The following is a 16,527-nucleotide window of genomic DNA, read 5'->3' on the forward strand; positions in this document are numbered from 1 at the left end:
CTGATTTTGAGTGGTCTGTTAGCTACCGTCAATTTTAGGACAAATGTTGCTTCAAAAAATCTCGAATTTGCTTGAGCTGAAATCCTTTAGCAAGTTGGCGCAGGTGATGAACGAAAGGCACTAATGTCGGGTCAGAATGTTCGAGTTTAGCAGTTTCTTCCAGAATAGCTTCAATATCGCCCATTGCAGCCAATCTTAACAACGCCAAGACAGACTCTGAGGCCGGAGACACCATCGTTGAGCCAGCAGCCGCAATCTCAGAAGATGCTTTTGCGGTTTGATCTGTCCGCTTTTTGGTTTGTGATCCTTCTTCGTAAACCCATTCTAGGCTCAAATGCAGGCGCAATAATTCTAAAAGCTCGTTAGTTTGAATCGGCTTGGTGAGAAAATTATCGCAACCTGCAAGTATGCTCTCTTGCTTCGTAGTCTCGTAAACGTTAGCGGACAAAGCAAGGATAACCGTATCTTTTAATTCCGGCAACTGTCGCAGCCGCCTGGTAGCTTCCCAACCGTTCATTACGGGCATCAGCAAATCCATTAAAATTATATCCGGTAGAAATTCCTGTGCTTTGTGCAAGCAGTCTTCGCCGTCTGTAGCTTCTGCAATTTCAAAGCCTAAATGAAAAAGCAGCCTGTGCAACATGGCGCGATTTACTTCGTGATCGTCCACGATTAGCACTTTCCGCTGGGGGCCGATAAAACCTACAAGCCGCCTTTTTTCTTGTCGGGAGGGAAGTTCCGAACACTGCGCGACTGCTGGCAAGTCTAGATCCAACCAAAATATGCTGCCTTTGCCGGAGGTACTTTGGACGCGAATTTGGCTGCCCATCATTTTGACTAATTTTTGGCTGATGGAAAGTCCCAGTCCCGTACCTTCGACGAAATTGTTATGATCGCCGACTTGATGAAAAGGCAAAAATATTTCTTCTAATTTATTCTGAGAAATGCCAATGCCGGTATCTTCGATTTGAAAGCGAATTTTAGGGGTAGGGGCACGGCCAGTATTGTCTGTTGTCACCGAGCGCGCTTCTGTTGTTCCACGCGGCGGGTTAGACATTTGCTGCGCGTCTAAATTCGCGGTCAAATTAATTGTTTTAGTGGCAATCTCCGCTGTCAAACTAGAATTTTCGCAGTTGGTTTGAGGATAATTATCGGGGAAATCTTCTGCATAACCGACTTTGAATGTAACGCTGCCGCTGTTCGTAAACTTAACGGCATTGCTGAGCAAATTAATCAAAACTTGACGCAACCTTTTTTCGTCTGCCAAAATGGCGTCTGGCAGCGCTGAAACCTGATCGTAATTAAAGGCAATTCCTTTTTGAGCAGAGCGCATGTGGAACAAATCAATAATACTTTTCACAAAACTGGAAAAATGCACGTTTGTCAGCGACAGCTCCATTTTGCTAGCTTCGATTTTTGAGAGATCTAAAACGTCATTAATCAGCATCAACAGGTGGTTGCCGCACTGGTGAATGTTGTTAAGACTTTCCTGTTGGTCGGCGGTAAAATTTTTATCGACTTTTAGCAGTTGAATGTATCCCAAAATCCCGTTCAAAGGCGTCCGCAATTCGTGGCTCATGTTGGCGAGAAAGTCGCTTTTAGCGCGGTTGGCGGATTCGGCGGCTTCTTTAGCTAATTGCAGGGCGGCTTCTGCAAGTTTGCGATCGGCAATTTCGGTTTGTGCTTGTTCAAATAGCACCGATTGCTGAATGGCGATCGCCAACTGCACCCCCAATTGTTTTAGGCACTCTCCCTCCAATTGCTGCCAGGGACGCGGGCCCGTGCAGTGGTGGGCAATTAACAGCCCCCACAAGTTTTCGCCTTGCAAAATTGGTACTACCAGATTCGCTCTCACATCGAGCCGAGTCAACAAACTCAAGTGGCAGTCGGCGAGGCCGGCATTGTGAACATCTTCTATAGCTCTAACTCTACCGTCTTGGTAAAGATGAACGTAGGCTGCCCCGAAACAGGGGTCATAAATTTCCATTCCTACAATTGGTCGGACATTTTCGGCAACCGACTCAACAGCGATAAACCCGCTCCAATCCGGATTAAATTGGTAAATAATAGTGCGATCTACTTGCAAAAAATGTCGCACTTCTTCGACACTTTTGGTAAGAATTTCTTCCAGATTGAGAGAAGACCTAATGCGTTCCAGCATGGCTACCGCCAACTGTTCGCGCTTTAACTTCTGCCGCAAAATCAGTTCAGCTTCTTTGCGTTTTGTGATGTCGGTAATTACTCCAATTAAGCCGATGGAATTACCATTAATATCTTGAATACTGTCGGCTCGCACCAGAGCAGTTACTGCTTCGTAGCTTTTAGTTTGCAGCGCAACTTCGCCACACCAAGAGCGACCTTGGCGAAGGCTTTTATAGATTTGTTTGTAATTTTTATGCCGGACATAAAGCGCGGTCATATCGCCAATATCATTGAGTTCTTCCACCGTGTAGCCGTAGCGCTGAATGAAGGCTTGATTGTGGTAAATAGACCGCCCTTTCAAGTCGGCGATCACGATCGCATCGCTGGTACTTTCGACGGCTTGAGTGACCTGCAGTAAAGCTAATTCGGCTGCTTTGCGATCGCTAATATCCGTCATCGAACCCACCATCCGCAGAGGGTTTCCGGCTTCGTCCCACACTGCTTGAGCGCGGGCGAGCACCCACTTATAGCTACCGTCTTTGCACTGCAAGCGGTATTCGGCGGCGTAATTGGGGGTTTGGCGATCGAGATAACCTTGGATCGCTGCTTGCACTCGTGAGCGATCGTCTGGATGGATGCGCTCGATCCATGCGCTGTTGGTGCTGTCGATTTCGCCCTCTGCGTAACCGATAATTTCTTGCCAGCGGGCCGATCGAAAAGCTTCATTTGTTTGAAGATTCAGATCCCAAATTCCGTCTTGATTGCCTTTGAGAACTAACTGCCAGCGTTCTTCACTTTTACGCAATTCTTCTTCGGCTTGTTTGCGCTGAATATGATCGCCCAACTGAGTCGCTACAGCCTTGACCAACTCTACAATACGCGGTTCCATAATCGAGCGGTCGCGCTTGCAGAATACTAAAACTGCCAGCACCTCTGAGCTAGCGTGAATTGGCACTCCGAAACAACCTTTCAATCCGACTGATTTCGCCATTTGCGATCGGGCAAAAAGATGATTTTTGGCTAGAGAAATATCTTCAATCCATTCTACATTTCTGGTTGACCAAATCCGTCCCGGTACTGCCACTCCGGCTGCGAATCTAATTTTTTTACTTTCGCGGCCGAATCTATCTAAATCGCGATCGCTAGCGTACCAAGTTTCGCTGTGTTCCAAAAAAGTACCATTAGCAGTCGGTATCCAAGCTTCCGCAAAATTCCAGCCGATCGCATTGCACAGCAACCGCAAAATATCTGGGAGGGCGCTGTGAAAATCAGCAGACTGACTAATAGCTTGAGTTGCGGCCAGCAACAGCTTGATTTCATCTTCTGCTTGCTTGCTTTCTGTAATATCAGTTGCCGTGCCGAGAATTTGTTTTAACTTACCGTCTGCTGTTTTCGCAAATACAGTATCTCGGCTAACCATCCAGCGCCAAGAACCATCCTTGTGCCTAATTCGGTATTCAATTTCAAAGATATCCCCTTCGCTGCCTGTTTCGACTTGCTGTAAATAATCAGGCATTTTGATTAAATTTTTGGGGTGGATTAAACTTGACATCATCCACGGCCCCATTGCCTGAATCTCCTCTACTGTATAGCCAAGAATGTGGTAGATAGAAGCGTTCGCATAGATATTTTTTTTTTCAATTAAGTCGCAAACATACAAAATATTAGGACTTGCCCCAGCAATTTGTTGAATAAATCGCTGGCTTTCCCGCAGTGCTGCTTCTGTTTTTTTTCTTTGGGAAATATCGCGAACAATGCAAATGATTTCCCCGTCGGGCAGCATTGTCAGCGAGACATCTATAGGGACTTCCGAGCGATCGCGACGGCATCCTACTGCTTCGGTGCTGTAAGAACCTTTCTTCACTAAAGTCGCCAGGAATTCTTGCTCAAACCTTTGCAGTTCTGCACCTTGGTAGAATATTTTCCAACTTTTACCTAAGATTTCTTCGAGAGAGTCGTAACCGTAGATATTTAGTATGGCTGCGTTGCAATAAATCACCTCTTTGTCGGCACTGAATATGGCGATACCTTCGGAAGCAGCAGCCATTGCTGCTGCTTGCCTGTGGAGTTTTGACTCAAAACGTTTACGATTAGTGATGTCGCGGACGATCGCGATAATTTCGTCCTCTGTGCAGAAGACAATTCTCGCTTCAAAATCGTACAGTTCATCATTAACTGGCATTTGATATTCTACAACTTGAATCTCGCCGGTGGCGATCGCTTGTTGATTGCCCGACAAGATTTTGTCAGCAAAAGCAGCCGGCAATATGTCTTGTGCTTTTTTGCCAATTAGTGCTTTTTGTGGTAAGATATTCTCGAAATCTTTGGCAGGTTTGAAGTCTACAAAAGTGCCGTCTGCCCGACAGCGAAATATCATATCTGGTATCGCATTTAAAAGAGCGCGGTTAGTGGCTTCGCTCTTACGCAATTCAGCTTCAGCTTGCTTGCTAAATGTAACGTCGCGAGCAACTGCATAAATCAAACCTTCTTCTGCAAACGGCGATGCTGTCCACGACAGCCATTTATAAGTACCATCTTGGCAAAGATAGCGGTTTTCTAAGCTAATAACGGGGTGGCTTTTTTTAAGTTTTTCTAATTCCGCTACAGTAATTTCTAGGTCTTCTGGATGCACGAATTCTATCAAAGGTTTGGCTAACATTTCATCACTGCTATAACCTAATACATTTGACCAAGCAGGGTTTAAGCGTTTGAAATAGCCATCAAAACCTGCAATGCAAAGTAAATCCAGCGAGAGATTAAAAAATCGATCGCGGTCTTGCTGGGTTTGTTTCAATTCGGTAACATCCATCACCAAACCGTCCCAAACTATATCGCCGTTGGCTTGCTTTTCTGGCTTCGACGCGCCTTGAAGCCATTTCACTCGATCTCCCATAACTTGCCGCCACTGGTGTTGCCAAGCTTGCTGAGTCGCCGCTGAAGTTGCCATCGATCGCTGCAAGCCTGAGATGTCGTCTGGGTGAACTGTTGCAAAAGCCAAAGTGGCATTTTCTTCTATTTGTTCTGGTTTTAAATTGTAGAGCTGCAAACTGCCGGAAGAAACGTAAGTAAAAGATGTTTTACCATCTACATAAAGCCGATATTGATAAATCATTCCCGGCACGTTGTCGGTCATGATTTGAAATCGAGCTTCGCTTTCCTGCAACGCAATTTGCTGGCGTTTATAGTCAGTCACATCTCGCATTGTTCCCACCAACATTTGACGATTATCGGCGTTGTTAAATACTGTTTTTTTAGTAGAAATAATGCGTTCTTGACCGTCGCCATCGGTAAAAATTTCTTCTGTTTGCTGAGCCAGACTTCTTTGCAATACTTGCTCGTCTTGTTGCCAAAAAAAAGCCGCTTGTGCTGGGGGTAAAAAATCGTATCCTGACTTGCCAATCAGTTCCGATCGCCTTTTTCCTATCAAATTGCAAAAAGCATCGTTTACAACGATCCATTTGTGCTGATCATCTTTGACAAAAATTGGATCAGGAGTTGAATTTATCGTGTGATTTAAAAACTCTTCTGATGCTTTTAATTGAGCTTCGTAACGGTAGCGATCGCTCACGTCCAAGACTACTTTAATCAGGCGGTCTATCGAGCCGTCAAGGGCGCGAATACAGCGAAGGTAAACTCTAGTATAAACGGTTCTTCCATCTTTTCTGCGCCACCTTTGGTCTAAAACATAGCCTTCACTCTGCCCTGCCAAAATTCTATTTAACTGCTCTAAACTAGGCTGCACGTCTTCAGAAAAAACCCACCTCTGGCAATTGTCGTGCAAAAAATCTTGGCGATCGTATCCCAGCAAATCACACAAAGCATCGTTTACTTCCAACCACTCGCATTTTTCTGGTGCTGAGGGGGATCTCGGAGGAGCAAGAATGGCAATTCCGACGAGAGAATTCTCGACTACCGAGCGATATTTTTCTTCGCTTTTTCGCAAAGCTTCTTGGTTGTGCTGTCGCTCGACTGCGTAGCGAAGCGATCTAATTAACACTTCGCTGTCGATTTTTCGCTTGACTAGATAATCTTGAGCTCCGGCTTGGATTGACTGCACGGCAAGCTCTTCATCGTTGCGTCCGGTCAATACGACAATCGGAGTATTTAGGCTGTATTCTTGTATTTTGACAATTGTACTTAAGTCTTGGCTGTCGGGCAGCGAAAGATCTAGTAAAATCACATCAAAATGTTCGCTGACCAAAAGTTCCTGCGCTTTGCTGAGACGGTCTGTACAACTTACTGATAGCCTTTGGGGTTCTGCTCTACTGACATTTGTTTCTAATAATAATTCTTCGATCAGATCGGCTTCGGCTTGATTGTCTTCGACTAGAAGAACTTTAAAGCCGTTTCGCTTTGCGGCTGGGCTCAAAACTGATATCATATACCTTGTTCTTTGTCATAAGGCAGTCTAGCCAACTATTATAGCATATAAAGAATTGTATAGCCACAAATCCCGCCGTTTCCAGTTAAAAACTCTTTGGTTCAAGAATTACAATGCACTCTATGTCATAGGTTGGACTATTCTCAAAAACTGGCTTTTAGGGCCGTTTCACAAAGAGTAAATTTTCTGGGGCTGCACTATTTTAACCCGCCCGTAAAAGGGTTATTGAAAATGGTGCAATATCTAATATCTATGCGACTGTGTTTTTGCTCTAAATAGGTCAACGCAATCAGAGGGAAAATTTTTAAGGTTTTTAGAAGCTGGGTTTCAGGAGGAAACTAAGCTGCTGGGTGTTTTTTTTTTGCGATCGCCCCTGTCACCCAATTTTAGATTTTAGATTTTAGATTTAGTCCACAGATGAATCGGGGAGGTTGAACTAGAATCTAAAATTTTGGGCGACTCACGACTCTTGTCGGAAGGTAAGTATCGGTTTTTGGGCGGGTTCAGCCGATCGCGCGATCGAACCCCACCCTTTGTTGTCCTTCAATTCCGCTACCAACACAATCCGAGCGATCTCCCCACACCAACGAGCGCTCAACGCCAAAAAAGCGGTGGGAACTATCTTTGCTATTCATATTTTTACCACTTCTTTTATAATACCTTACATAAACTCATTACTGCGATTTCTTTACTTTTTGCAATCAAATAAAATATCTCCACAGGTCTTGCTATTTAGCCAAAAAGTGATAATATTGAAATAGAGGCAATCGAAAACTCGGTTGATACAGCCTAGGAAAAATTTTGAGAATTTTTGTAACAAAATTACAATTTCCAATAAACTGTCTTTTGTTTACTGTCCTTTGACCGAACTGAGATGAAGTGGAGAGGAAAAAAGCAATGATCGAAAATTTAGCAATTGATCAAAAAGCCGATTTAATTCCCAAAGAAAAAGCCTTAGTATTGTTGTTTGATGAAGTCGGCATCGCCGACATCCCATTAGTAGGCGGTAAAAATGCTTCTTTGGGCGAAATGATTCAACAATTAACTGGCCAAGGAGTCAGAGTTCCCAACGGATTTGCAACTACAGCACACGCTTACCGATACTTCATCCAGTCAGCGGGTTTAGAAGCTAAATTGCGCGAAATTTTTGCCGATTTAGACGTAGAAGATCTGCAGAACCTGCGACAAAAAGGCAAGCAAGCGCGGGCACTGATTCTCGACACACCATTTCCGCGAGAACTCCAAGCGGCGATCGCCGATGCTTACGAAAAATTGTGCGATCGCTACGGCGACAGTACAGACGTAGCAGTGCGTTCCTCCGCCACGGCCGAAGACTTACCAGACGCCAGTTTCGCGGGACAGCAAGAAACCTACCTCAACGTCCAAGCTTGCGCTGGCGTCCTCGAATGCTGTCACAAATGCTTTGCTTCCATATTCACAGATCGCGCGATTTCCTACCGCCAACAGCGGGGTTTCGACCACTTTGAAGTCGCCCTATCAGTCGGCGTCCAAAAAATGGTGCGATCGGACTTAGCATCCTCCGGCGTCATGTTCAGCATCGACACCGAAACCGGATTCAAAAACGCCGTATTAGTCACCGCCGCCTACGGATTAGGCGAAAACGTCGTCCAAGGCACCGTCAACCCCGACGAATACTTCGTCTTTAAACCAACATTAAAACAAGGTTTTCTCCCGATTTTAGACAAACGACTCGGCACCAAAACACTCAAAATGGTGTACGATATCGGCGGTTCTAAATACACCAAAAACGTCTCCGTGATCGCAGCCGAAAAAAATAAATTTGCCATACAAGATGATGAAATTCTGCAACTAGCAAAATGGGCCGTACTCATCGAAGAACACTACTCTAAAGTGCGCGGGACTTACACCCCGATGGACATTGAGTGGGCAAAAGACGGCAATACGGGCGAATTGTTTATTGTCCAAGCGCGACCCGAAACAGTACAATCTCAAAAGTCTGCTAAAGTTTTGCGAAACTACAAATTGCAAGGCACCAGTGCAGTTTTAGCAAAAGGACGCGCCGTTGGCGAATCAATCGGACAAGGCAAAGCCCGCGTAATTTTAGATGTGCACAAAATCGCTGAATTTCAATCAGGAGAAGTTTTAGTTACCAACAAAACAGACCCGGATTGGGAACCGATTATGAAAAAAGCAAGTGCGATCGTCACCAATTCCGGCGGCCGCACTTGTCACGCCGCCATCATCGCCAGAGAAATGGGAATTCCCGCCATTGTCGGCACCGGCGATGCCACCCAAATCTTGAAAAACGGGCAAGAAATCACTGTTTCTTGTTCGGAAGGAGACGAAGGCAAAGTTTATTCCGGTTTGCTTCCTTTTGAAATTCAAGAAACTGCGATCGAGAATTTACCCCGCACCCGCACTCAAATTTTAATGAATGTCGGGAACCCAGAAGAAGCCTTTGGTTTATCAGCCATTCCTTGCGACGGCGTAGGCTTAGCGCGGTTGGAATTCATCATTGCCAATCACATTAAAGCACACCCGCTGGCACTGATTCACTTTGACGAATTGGTAGATGAATCAGTCAAAGAAGAAATTGCAGCACTGACAGCACTTTATCCACACAAACCCGATTTCTTCACCGACAAACTCGCCCACGGAATTGCCACAATTGCCGCCGCATTTTATCCAAACCCAGTTATCGTGCGGATGAGCGATTTCAAGAGCAATGAATATGCTAATCTTTTGGGAGGGCGGCAGTTTGAACCCAAGGAAGAAAACCCGATGATCGGGTGGCGCGGCGCCTCTCGTTATTACGACCCAAATTACCGCGAAGCTTACGCTTTGGAATGCAAAGCATTAAAGCGAGTTCGCGACGAAATGGGCTTGACAAATGTGATTCCGATGATTCCATTTTGTCGCACCCCGGAGGAAGGGCGAAAAGTGTTAGCCGAGATGGCAAAACACGGTTTAGTTAAGGGCGAGAACGGCTTGCAAGTGTATGTGATGTGCGAATTGCCCAGCAATGTCATATTTGCTGACGAATTTGCCCAAGTTTTTGACGGATTCTCGATCGGCTCTAACGATTTAACTCAGCTAACATTAGGATTAGACCGGGATTCTGCTTTAGTCGCACACATTTTTGACGAACGGAATGAAGCTGTCAAGCGAATGGTAGCAATTGCCATTAAAGCCGCCAAGAAGTACGATCGCAAAATTGGGATTTGCGGTCAAGCCCCCAGCGATTATCCTGAGTTTGCTCGTTTCTTGGTAGAGTTGGGAATTGATTCGATTAGTTTGAATCCCGATTCGGTTTTGAAGACTTTGTTAGATGTTGCTAAGGTAGAAGGTGCGGGTTCCTTGATGGATTTAGCGGGGGATATTGCTAAGGTTTAACAGTTTTGGTTTTGGAGAGCAACGGGGTTTCTCAAAAAGTTTGTGGGATGGGCGTCCCGCCCGTCTTTTTTGGACGGGCGGGACGCCCATCCCACAATAACAATTGAAATTGTAAGTTATTTAATTCGCCCTCCTCAGCCGCCAGCTAACAGTTAACACAGGGGCGGCCTAGTTTGAGACTTAATCGGGAACTTTTCTTATTTAAAACCGTCTTTTAGGCAAGGATTTTCTGTTGCCATAGCCTAAATTAAAACAAATATTCTCCACATCAGCTCTGAAAATGTGCTAACTGCTCTCCTGATTATTTTCATAGGTTTAGCTCCGTCGCTGCTGTCTTTGTGGGTGATGCGCTATGCCCAGAGCCAAGCCCGCGATAGAATTGCAGCAGCCAGACTTGCGGTAGCGAATAGACCAATCCGAACTCAACTACCAACTGCCGATCGCACTTACATACAAAGCCTCGGTTATGCGATAGGCGATATCACTTGCGAGTATAACGCCCGCTCTCATTACATTCGCTGCGCTGTCAATCCTTCTGGGCCCTGTCAAGATTGTCCGTACTACCAAGCCAAAACTCTTGACGTTGGAGACCAAAAGATATAGCTTATATTGGTGCTTGTATCTACGTCTATTTGCGGATGTAATAATCAATGAGTTAAGATGTACTTACGTGTAAGGATTCTTGTTGAAGCTTGTTTTGGACTACCCACGCCCAAACTCAGCAGTTAAAACCTAATCGAGCATTATTGCTTGGTTACAGTTGCCATAACTGGCGGATTGCGATCGGTGTTTTTCTAGTTGAGGACTTACGATCAAAAACCAGGTTTAGATGATAAATTTTGGTTAGGCGGCGAGAAATCTAGGCACAAATTAGGTTTCTAGTCTCCGGGGCGTAACTCCTGCAGTTAAGAAAATTAGCCAACAAAAATCGTAAGTAGCTGAGGCGCACATCTCCCAATCAGTTTCTCCAAAACATCATGAAAAATTCTGCACGAAACATTGTCCCGAGCATTTATCTTAAACAGAAACCAGCTCGAAGACTCTAAGTTGACAACTTGAGAAGTTGCTTGTGGGCGGCACTAATCTGTTTTTGCGATCGTAGCGAAACAGTCTCAAACCTAGATTGCTATCTCCAGACTCCAAGTCATGAATTTTTAAGACGCCTCGTCGATACAGGGTATGCCGATTTCAATTGAATCTCATATGTTGCACCATTTTCAAGAATAGGCGACGCTGGCCTGTTCCACAACCAGTGAATTTTCTTATGGGCCGGGCAGGAGAACCCCCCATAGAAGGGTTATTGAGAATGGTAAAAGATCTCAGTTGAATGACACTTCGGGCACGGCCGACATAATTATGTGACGGCTATCACTCCCTAATTAATGTCTAGTTGCTATTGTGAACAGGGTTTGCGCGCCAAAACCAAAGAAACCGAGTTTTTTACCGGGAGCGAAGGCTACAAAGAAGTCTTTTAGTCCCTCAAACCAGGTTTATACGTCCAGAAATAGTGAATTTTCTCTGCAAATAAAGTGCATTAGACGATGTACAGAAAACCTCATAAAGTAAATTTTTGAGAACTCCTGTTATTATCTACTGCGCGATGTAAGAGATATAGCCTTTCTCAGTAACATGAGGTGCACGCTTGATAAGCGGCCTCCGTGGCCTCCGTGGGAATAGGCCTCCGTGGCCTCCGTGGGCATACCTCACCAAGATTGAGAAATGCTGTAGGCGTGTAACAGATACACTCCCTAAAAGAAAAGAAAAAAGCCGAAGGCAAAATATCACCCGATAGAGAGATTATTGGGATTGAAACCCCAAATCCTCAGCGCTTCTGCCGGCGATATTTGCAATGCTATCAAATATCTATATAGCACTGCTTTGTGCTGAGTAAAATTTGCTTTTTGCTCTTGATCTAAGTCAAGCAGCAGAGCCTCTTACTCTGCAATTAAACCTTGTCAATAGGTGATAATTATCATCTTGAAGTGGGTACATCATCTACAATTCGTGAGCCAATTTGACCATGCAAAGCATCTGCAACAAACCAATTTTTCTCAACCCACAAATATGTGATTCCACTGAAATGATTGCGGACACAAACTCCCGAACAACAGCAACTTATTATCATAAAAAATCAATAAAACAAGTAAAAATAGAGGAGTGTTTCCTGTCCCAGAAACTTCGTGGCGGCACGAGAATTGGGCATTCCCACAGAGAAGTTTTGCGAGCAACCGTAAGGGAAAACCCCCCGTGGTTGCCCCCTCGGACTATAAAAAATGTACTGTTCCTCGATGCCAGAGTAGAGAACGGTGACAGCTTGGCAAGAGGAGCAACAGCCGATACAGAGGTATTTGTACTGGACTCGACGCGGGATGGAGTCGAGCAAATTACTAGAATTTTGGCGGTTTGCAGCGATTTAGACAGCCTTCAGATAGTTTCTCACGGTCGAGAAGCAGGAGTGCAGCTAGGGTCGATCGAACTCTGCAACGACAACTTACAAACCTACAGCCATTTGTTACAGCAGTGGGGAAAAGCCCTCAGCCAGAGAGGAGATATCTTGTTATTCGGGTGCAGCGTCGCAGCGGGGGAAAGCGGCGAGGCCTTCGTGCGGCGGCTGAGCTTGATGGTGGGTGCAGATATTGCAGCTTCCGACAACTTGACGGGGAGTGCGGCACTCGGTGGCGACTGGGAATTAAAATTTGCGACCGGGGAAATAAAGGCGAAAATCGCCATTGAAAAAGAAGTGCTCGAAGCCTACCCTTACGCCCTCGGCACATTAGTTAACGAAACTTTCAAAAACTCCACAGTTAGGGGGCCTTGGATTTACGGGGGAAACAACGGGGCACTGTTCGATCCCACCAGCGGGATTCCAGCAGCCAATCAACTTATCCCCGGCATTACCGGAGGCACAGTATCCGGCGTACTTCCGGCTTTGGGCGGTGCGAGTCCCGGCGAGGGCGCTCTGCTATTAACTCCAGCAGTAAACCGTCGGGAAGCCTTCGTCATCTACAACAACCCCATTCCTTCAACCGACGGTATCAGAGTCCAGTTTGATTTTTATTCTTACGGTTCAAACCAGCAATTTCCGTCCCCGCAACCCTTTATTAGCCCTCAGCCAGGGGACGGGCTGGGTTTCTTCTTGATTGACGGCACTGTTAGCCCAACCAGGACTGGGGGTTATGGCGGTTCTCTGGCTTACGCTCCACGAACGAATATACCCGGTATTGAGGGAGGTTATTTAGGCATTGGGCTTGACGAGTTTGGCAATTTTTCAACGTCTACAGAAGGGCGCTCTGGCCCTGAGCCACCTCCGATTCCGGGTTCTTCTATTGGTTCTTTCAGACCTGATTCGGTGACTGTTAGAGGAAATCAAGCAAATGGTTATCGGTTTTTAACAAATGCGATCGTTCCCTTCGGCATCGATAACATTCCTACGAGCATTGACTTTAGTGGCCCTGTTGCCGGCAACAATTTTAATTTCAGCAATACGTTCACGAGCGATCGCAATTTAGCCAAAAGATCCGTTCAAATTACGCTGAATCCATCTAACGATCCGGTGAATCCCTCTCGCCTCACCGTGGCCTTCGATGAAAATTTCGACGACATCTACGAAACTACATTGATCGACATCCCCAACTTGGTCACCACAAACGGCCCAGTACCGCCACTTTTCAAATTTGGTTTTGGCAGTTCCACAGGAGGCGCCAACAACATTCACGAACTTCAAAACGTAGTAGTTGAAACTATCAATCCTCCCAGTATCGCCGCAGAGGTTGCCACTATTAAAACCGGCCCGCAGTTCGTCAAGCCTGGAGGCAGCATTACCTACACGATTACTACAGTAAACAAGGGGCCAGCGCCCGCTACAAATGTTCTGATTCAGGACGAAATACCTTTAGAACTGCTGCGTCCGGGCGGATTGCCGCCGGATCTGATTGTCTCCAACAACGGCACTTACGTGAACGAAACGAAGGCTGTCACCTGGCCGTTAATTCCGGTTCTCAATGCCGGCGAGACTGTGACTTACACCCTGACTATTGATTTGCCGCCCGGTTTAACCAGCGGTAGCAGTTTTGCCAACGTTGCATTCAGCACTAGCTCGACTTTCGACCCCGACCTCAGCAACAACAGCGGTGTACTCGCGCCAGGGCAAATCGAGGGGCCTGGTGTAGTGTTTACCACAGTTGTCGATACAGTCGCGGATTTAGTTACTACCAAAAGTGGGCCTGTGACTACCTCGGCTGGCTCAAGCGTCGCCTACACATTGACTACGACTAACATGGGGCCAGACCCCGCTGCCGATGTGACCATCACGGACAGCATTATTCCGGGTTTAACAGGAGTCAGCCTATCGGACGGGGGGAGTTACGACCCAGTTTCGGGCATTGTCACCTTCCCAGCACTGACGGTGCTGGCCAATGCGGCTACTGCGACCCACACCGTCAGTTTCATTGCCCCAGCCACCCGTACCGACATCAGCAACACGGCCCGGAGCCGCTCGGCGACTTTCGATCCGATCGCCACTAACAACAACGGCTCGACAACCAACAAAGACGGCACTCCCACTAACTCTACGGTTACGACAAGTATTGCGCCCAACGCGGATATTGTTACCACGAAAACGGGTTCTACGAGTGCTACGGCCGGTAGTTCGGTCAGCTATACGATCGCCACAGTCAACTTAGGGCCGAGTCCTGCAGAAGCCGTAACCATCACTGACAGCATAGTTCCGGGGTTAACCGGAGTCACGGCATCTAACGGTGGCGTTTACGATCCAGTGACGGGGATTGTCACCTTCGCGCCCGTGGCAATAGGCAACGCGGAGACAGTCACCCGGACGATCGACTTCACAGTACCGCCTACTCTAACTTCCATCAGCAACACGGCCAGAAGTACCTCCATCACTCCCGACTTCACTCCGGCCAACAACAACGGTACAAACCCCAACGCCACCGTCACCACCTCGATCTCGGCTGTGGCCGATGTTGTCACCCAAAAAACAGCTCCGGCCAGCATCCAGGTGGGCGACACGCTACTTTATACAATTACTACTACCAACAACGGGCCGAGTCCTGCGACCAACGTAGTCATTACTGACAGCTTGATTCCCGGCTTAACTAATGTCAGCGTGTCCGATGACGGAACCTACAATCCAGACACAGGGGCGATCGAGTTCCCAGCGATCGCGACTTTAGCCAGCGGCAGCAGCGTCACCCGCACCCTGATTTTTGTACCGCCGCCTACCCTGACGAGCATCACCAATATTGTATTAAGTCGATCGGACACTTTTGACCCGGACTTGACGAATAACGACGGCTCGACAGTGGCAGTGGCAGGTGAGGCGGGGGGGCGAGTTGTTACCTCGATCTCGGCTGTGGCCGATGTTGTCACCCAAAAAACAGCTCCGGCCAGCATCCAGGTGGGCGACACGCTACTTTATACAATTACTACTACCAACAACGGGCCGAGTCCTGCGACCAACGTAGTCATTACTGACAGCTTGATTCCCGGCTTAACTAATGTCAGCGTGTCCGATGACGGAACCTACAATCCAGACACAGGGGCGATCGAGTTCCCAGCGATCGCGACTTTAGCCAGTGGCAGCAGCGTCACCCGCACCCTGATTTTTGTACCGCCGCCTACTCTGACGAGCATCACCAATATTGTATTAAGTCGATCGGACACTTTTGACCCGGACTTGACGAATAACAACGGCTCGACAGTCGCAGTGCCCGGTCAGGCGGGGGGGCGAGTTGTTACTTCGATCGAGGCCGCCCGCGCCGACCTGGTTACGTCCAAGAGCGGTCTCACATCTGCTTTTGCTGGTAGTTCCGTGACTTATACTATAACTACCGCAAACAATGGGCCGAATGCTGCGGAAAACGTAGTGATTACAGACAGCATCATTCCCGGTTTAACGGGAGTCAGCGCATCGGACGGCGGCACTTACGACCCCGTGACAGGGGTTGTCACCTTCCCAACAATTCCCAGTTTGACTAGCGGCAGCAACATCAACCGCGAGGTAACAGTAGTCGTTCCAGCGACGGACAGCATTAGCAATACTTCCCAGAGTCGATCGACCACTTTTGATCCCCAACCCAGCAATAACAACGGTTCCGAGTCCAGAGCCACTGTCACCACCGCCATTTTACTCGCGCCGCCCACACCCAACCAACCTCCATCAGCCTACAGCAGCAACGCAGCGCTAGCGCCCAACAGCGTTGTCCAAATTAGCGGGCTCGGAGGCAGAGACTCAGACGGCACAGTGGTTACATTCACCATCAGCACCCTGCCGCCAGCCAATGAAGGCACGCTGTTCTTGGCCGACCCCAGCCAGGGAGTGCGGGTCACGGCAGGTCAAACCCTGACAGCCGAGCAAATTACCCAGTTGTTCTTCCAGGCATCCGGCAATTTCACAGGGGCAAACTTCACCTACAGCGCTACAGATAACCTCGGCGCCACCAGTGCGGCAGTCGCCACTGTCTCTCTCATTCCCCTTAATGAACCGATACCGACGCCAACACCCGCGCCGGAACCAACACCCACACCACCAACACCGATACCGACGCCAACACCCGCGCCGGAACCAACACCCACACCACCAACACCGATACCGACGCCAACACCCGCGC

General features: G+C 47.4%; 5 protein-coding genes. 3 read left to right on the top strand and 2 right to left on the bottom strand.

All coding sequences use genetic code 11. The features are described from left to right. Window positions 1-34 precede the first annotated feature (34 nt). Complete coding sequence (locus QUB24_RS17710; RefSeq protein ID WP_333154495.1) at window positions 35-6,523, bottom strand: PAS domain S-box protein; 6,489 nt, start codon at window positions 6,521-6,523, stop codon at window positions 35-37. Between the two features lie 503 nt (window positions 6,524-7,026). After that, window positions 7,027-7,158 carry a hypothetical protein gene (locus QUB24_RS17715; protein WP_333154496.1) on the bottom strand — a complete coding sequence of 44 codons (132 nt, stop codon included), beginning with the start codon at window positions 7,156-7,158 and terminating at the stop codon, window positions 7,027-7,029. Window positions 7,159-7,420: 262 nt separating this feature from the next. Here QUB24_RS17715 and ppsA point away from each other — a divergent pair, with 262 nt between their 5' ends. From ppsA to QUB24_RS17730, 3 genes are all read left to right on the top strand, one after another. Further along, window positions 7,421-9,898, top strand: coding sequence for a phosphoenolpyruvate synthase (gene ppsA, locus QUB24_RS17720; RefSeq protein WP_333154497.1), 2,478 nt, complete (start codon window positions 7,421-7,423; stop codon window positions 9,896-9,898). A 282-nt stretch (window positions 9,899-10,180) separates the two neighbouring features. Continuing rightward, window positions 10,181-10,501 carry a DUF6464 family protein gene (locus QUB24_RS17725; protein ID WP_333154498.1) on the top strand — a complete coding sequence of 107 codons (321 nt, stop codon included), beginning with the start codon at window positions 10,181-10,183 and terminating at the stop codon, window positions 10,499-10,501. A 1,477-nt stretch (window positions 10,502-11,978) separates the two neighbouring features. Continuing rightward, window positions 11,979-16,527 (top strand): DUF4347 domain-containing protein (locus QUB24_RS17730; protein WP_333154499.1); only part of this gene is annotated, 4,549 nt, incomplete at its 3' end.

This window comes from Microcoleus sp. B9-D4 (assembly GCF_036705105.1).
Lineage (GTDB): Bacteria > Cyanobacteriota > Cyanobacteriia > Cyanobacteriales > Microcoleaceae > Microcoleus.

Coding starts and splice junctions, on each gene's coding strand:
- QUB24_RS17710 (WP_333154495.1), bottom strand. CDS start 6,523: ATGATATCAGTTTTGAGCCCAGCCGCAAAGCGAAACGGCTTTAAAGTT.
- ppsA (WP_333154497.1), top strand. CDS start 7,421: ATGATCGAAAATTTAGCAATTGATCAAAAAGCCGATTTAATTCCCAAA.
- QUB24_RS17715 (WP_333154496.1), bottom strand. CDS start 7,158: ATGAATAGCAAAGATAGTTCCCACCGCTTTTTTGGCGTTGAGCGCTCG.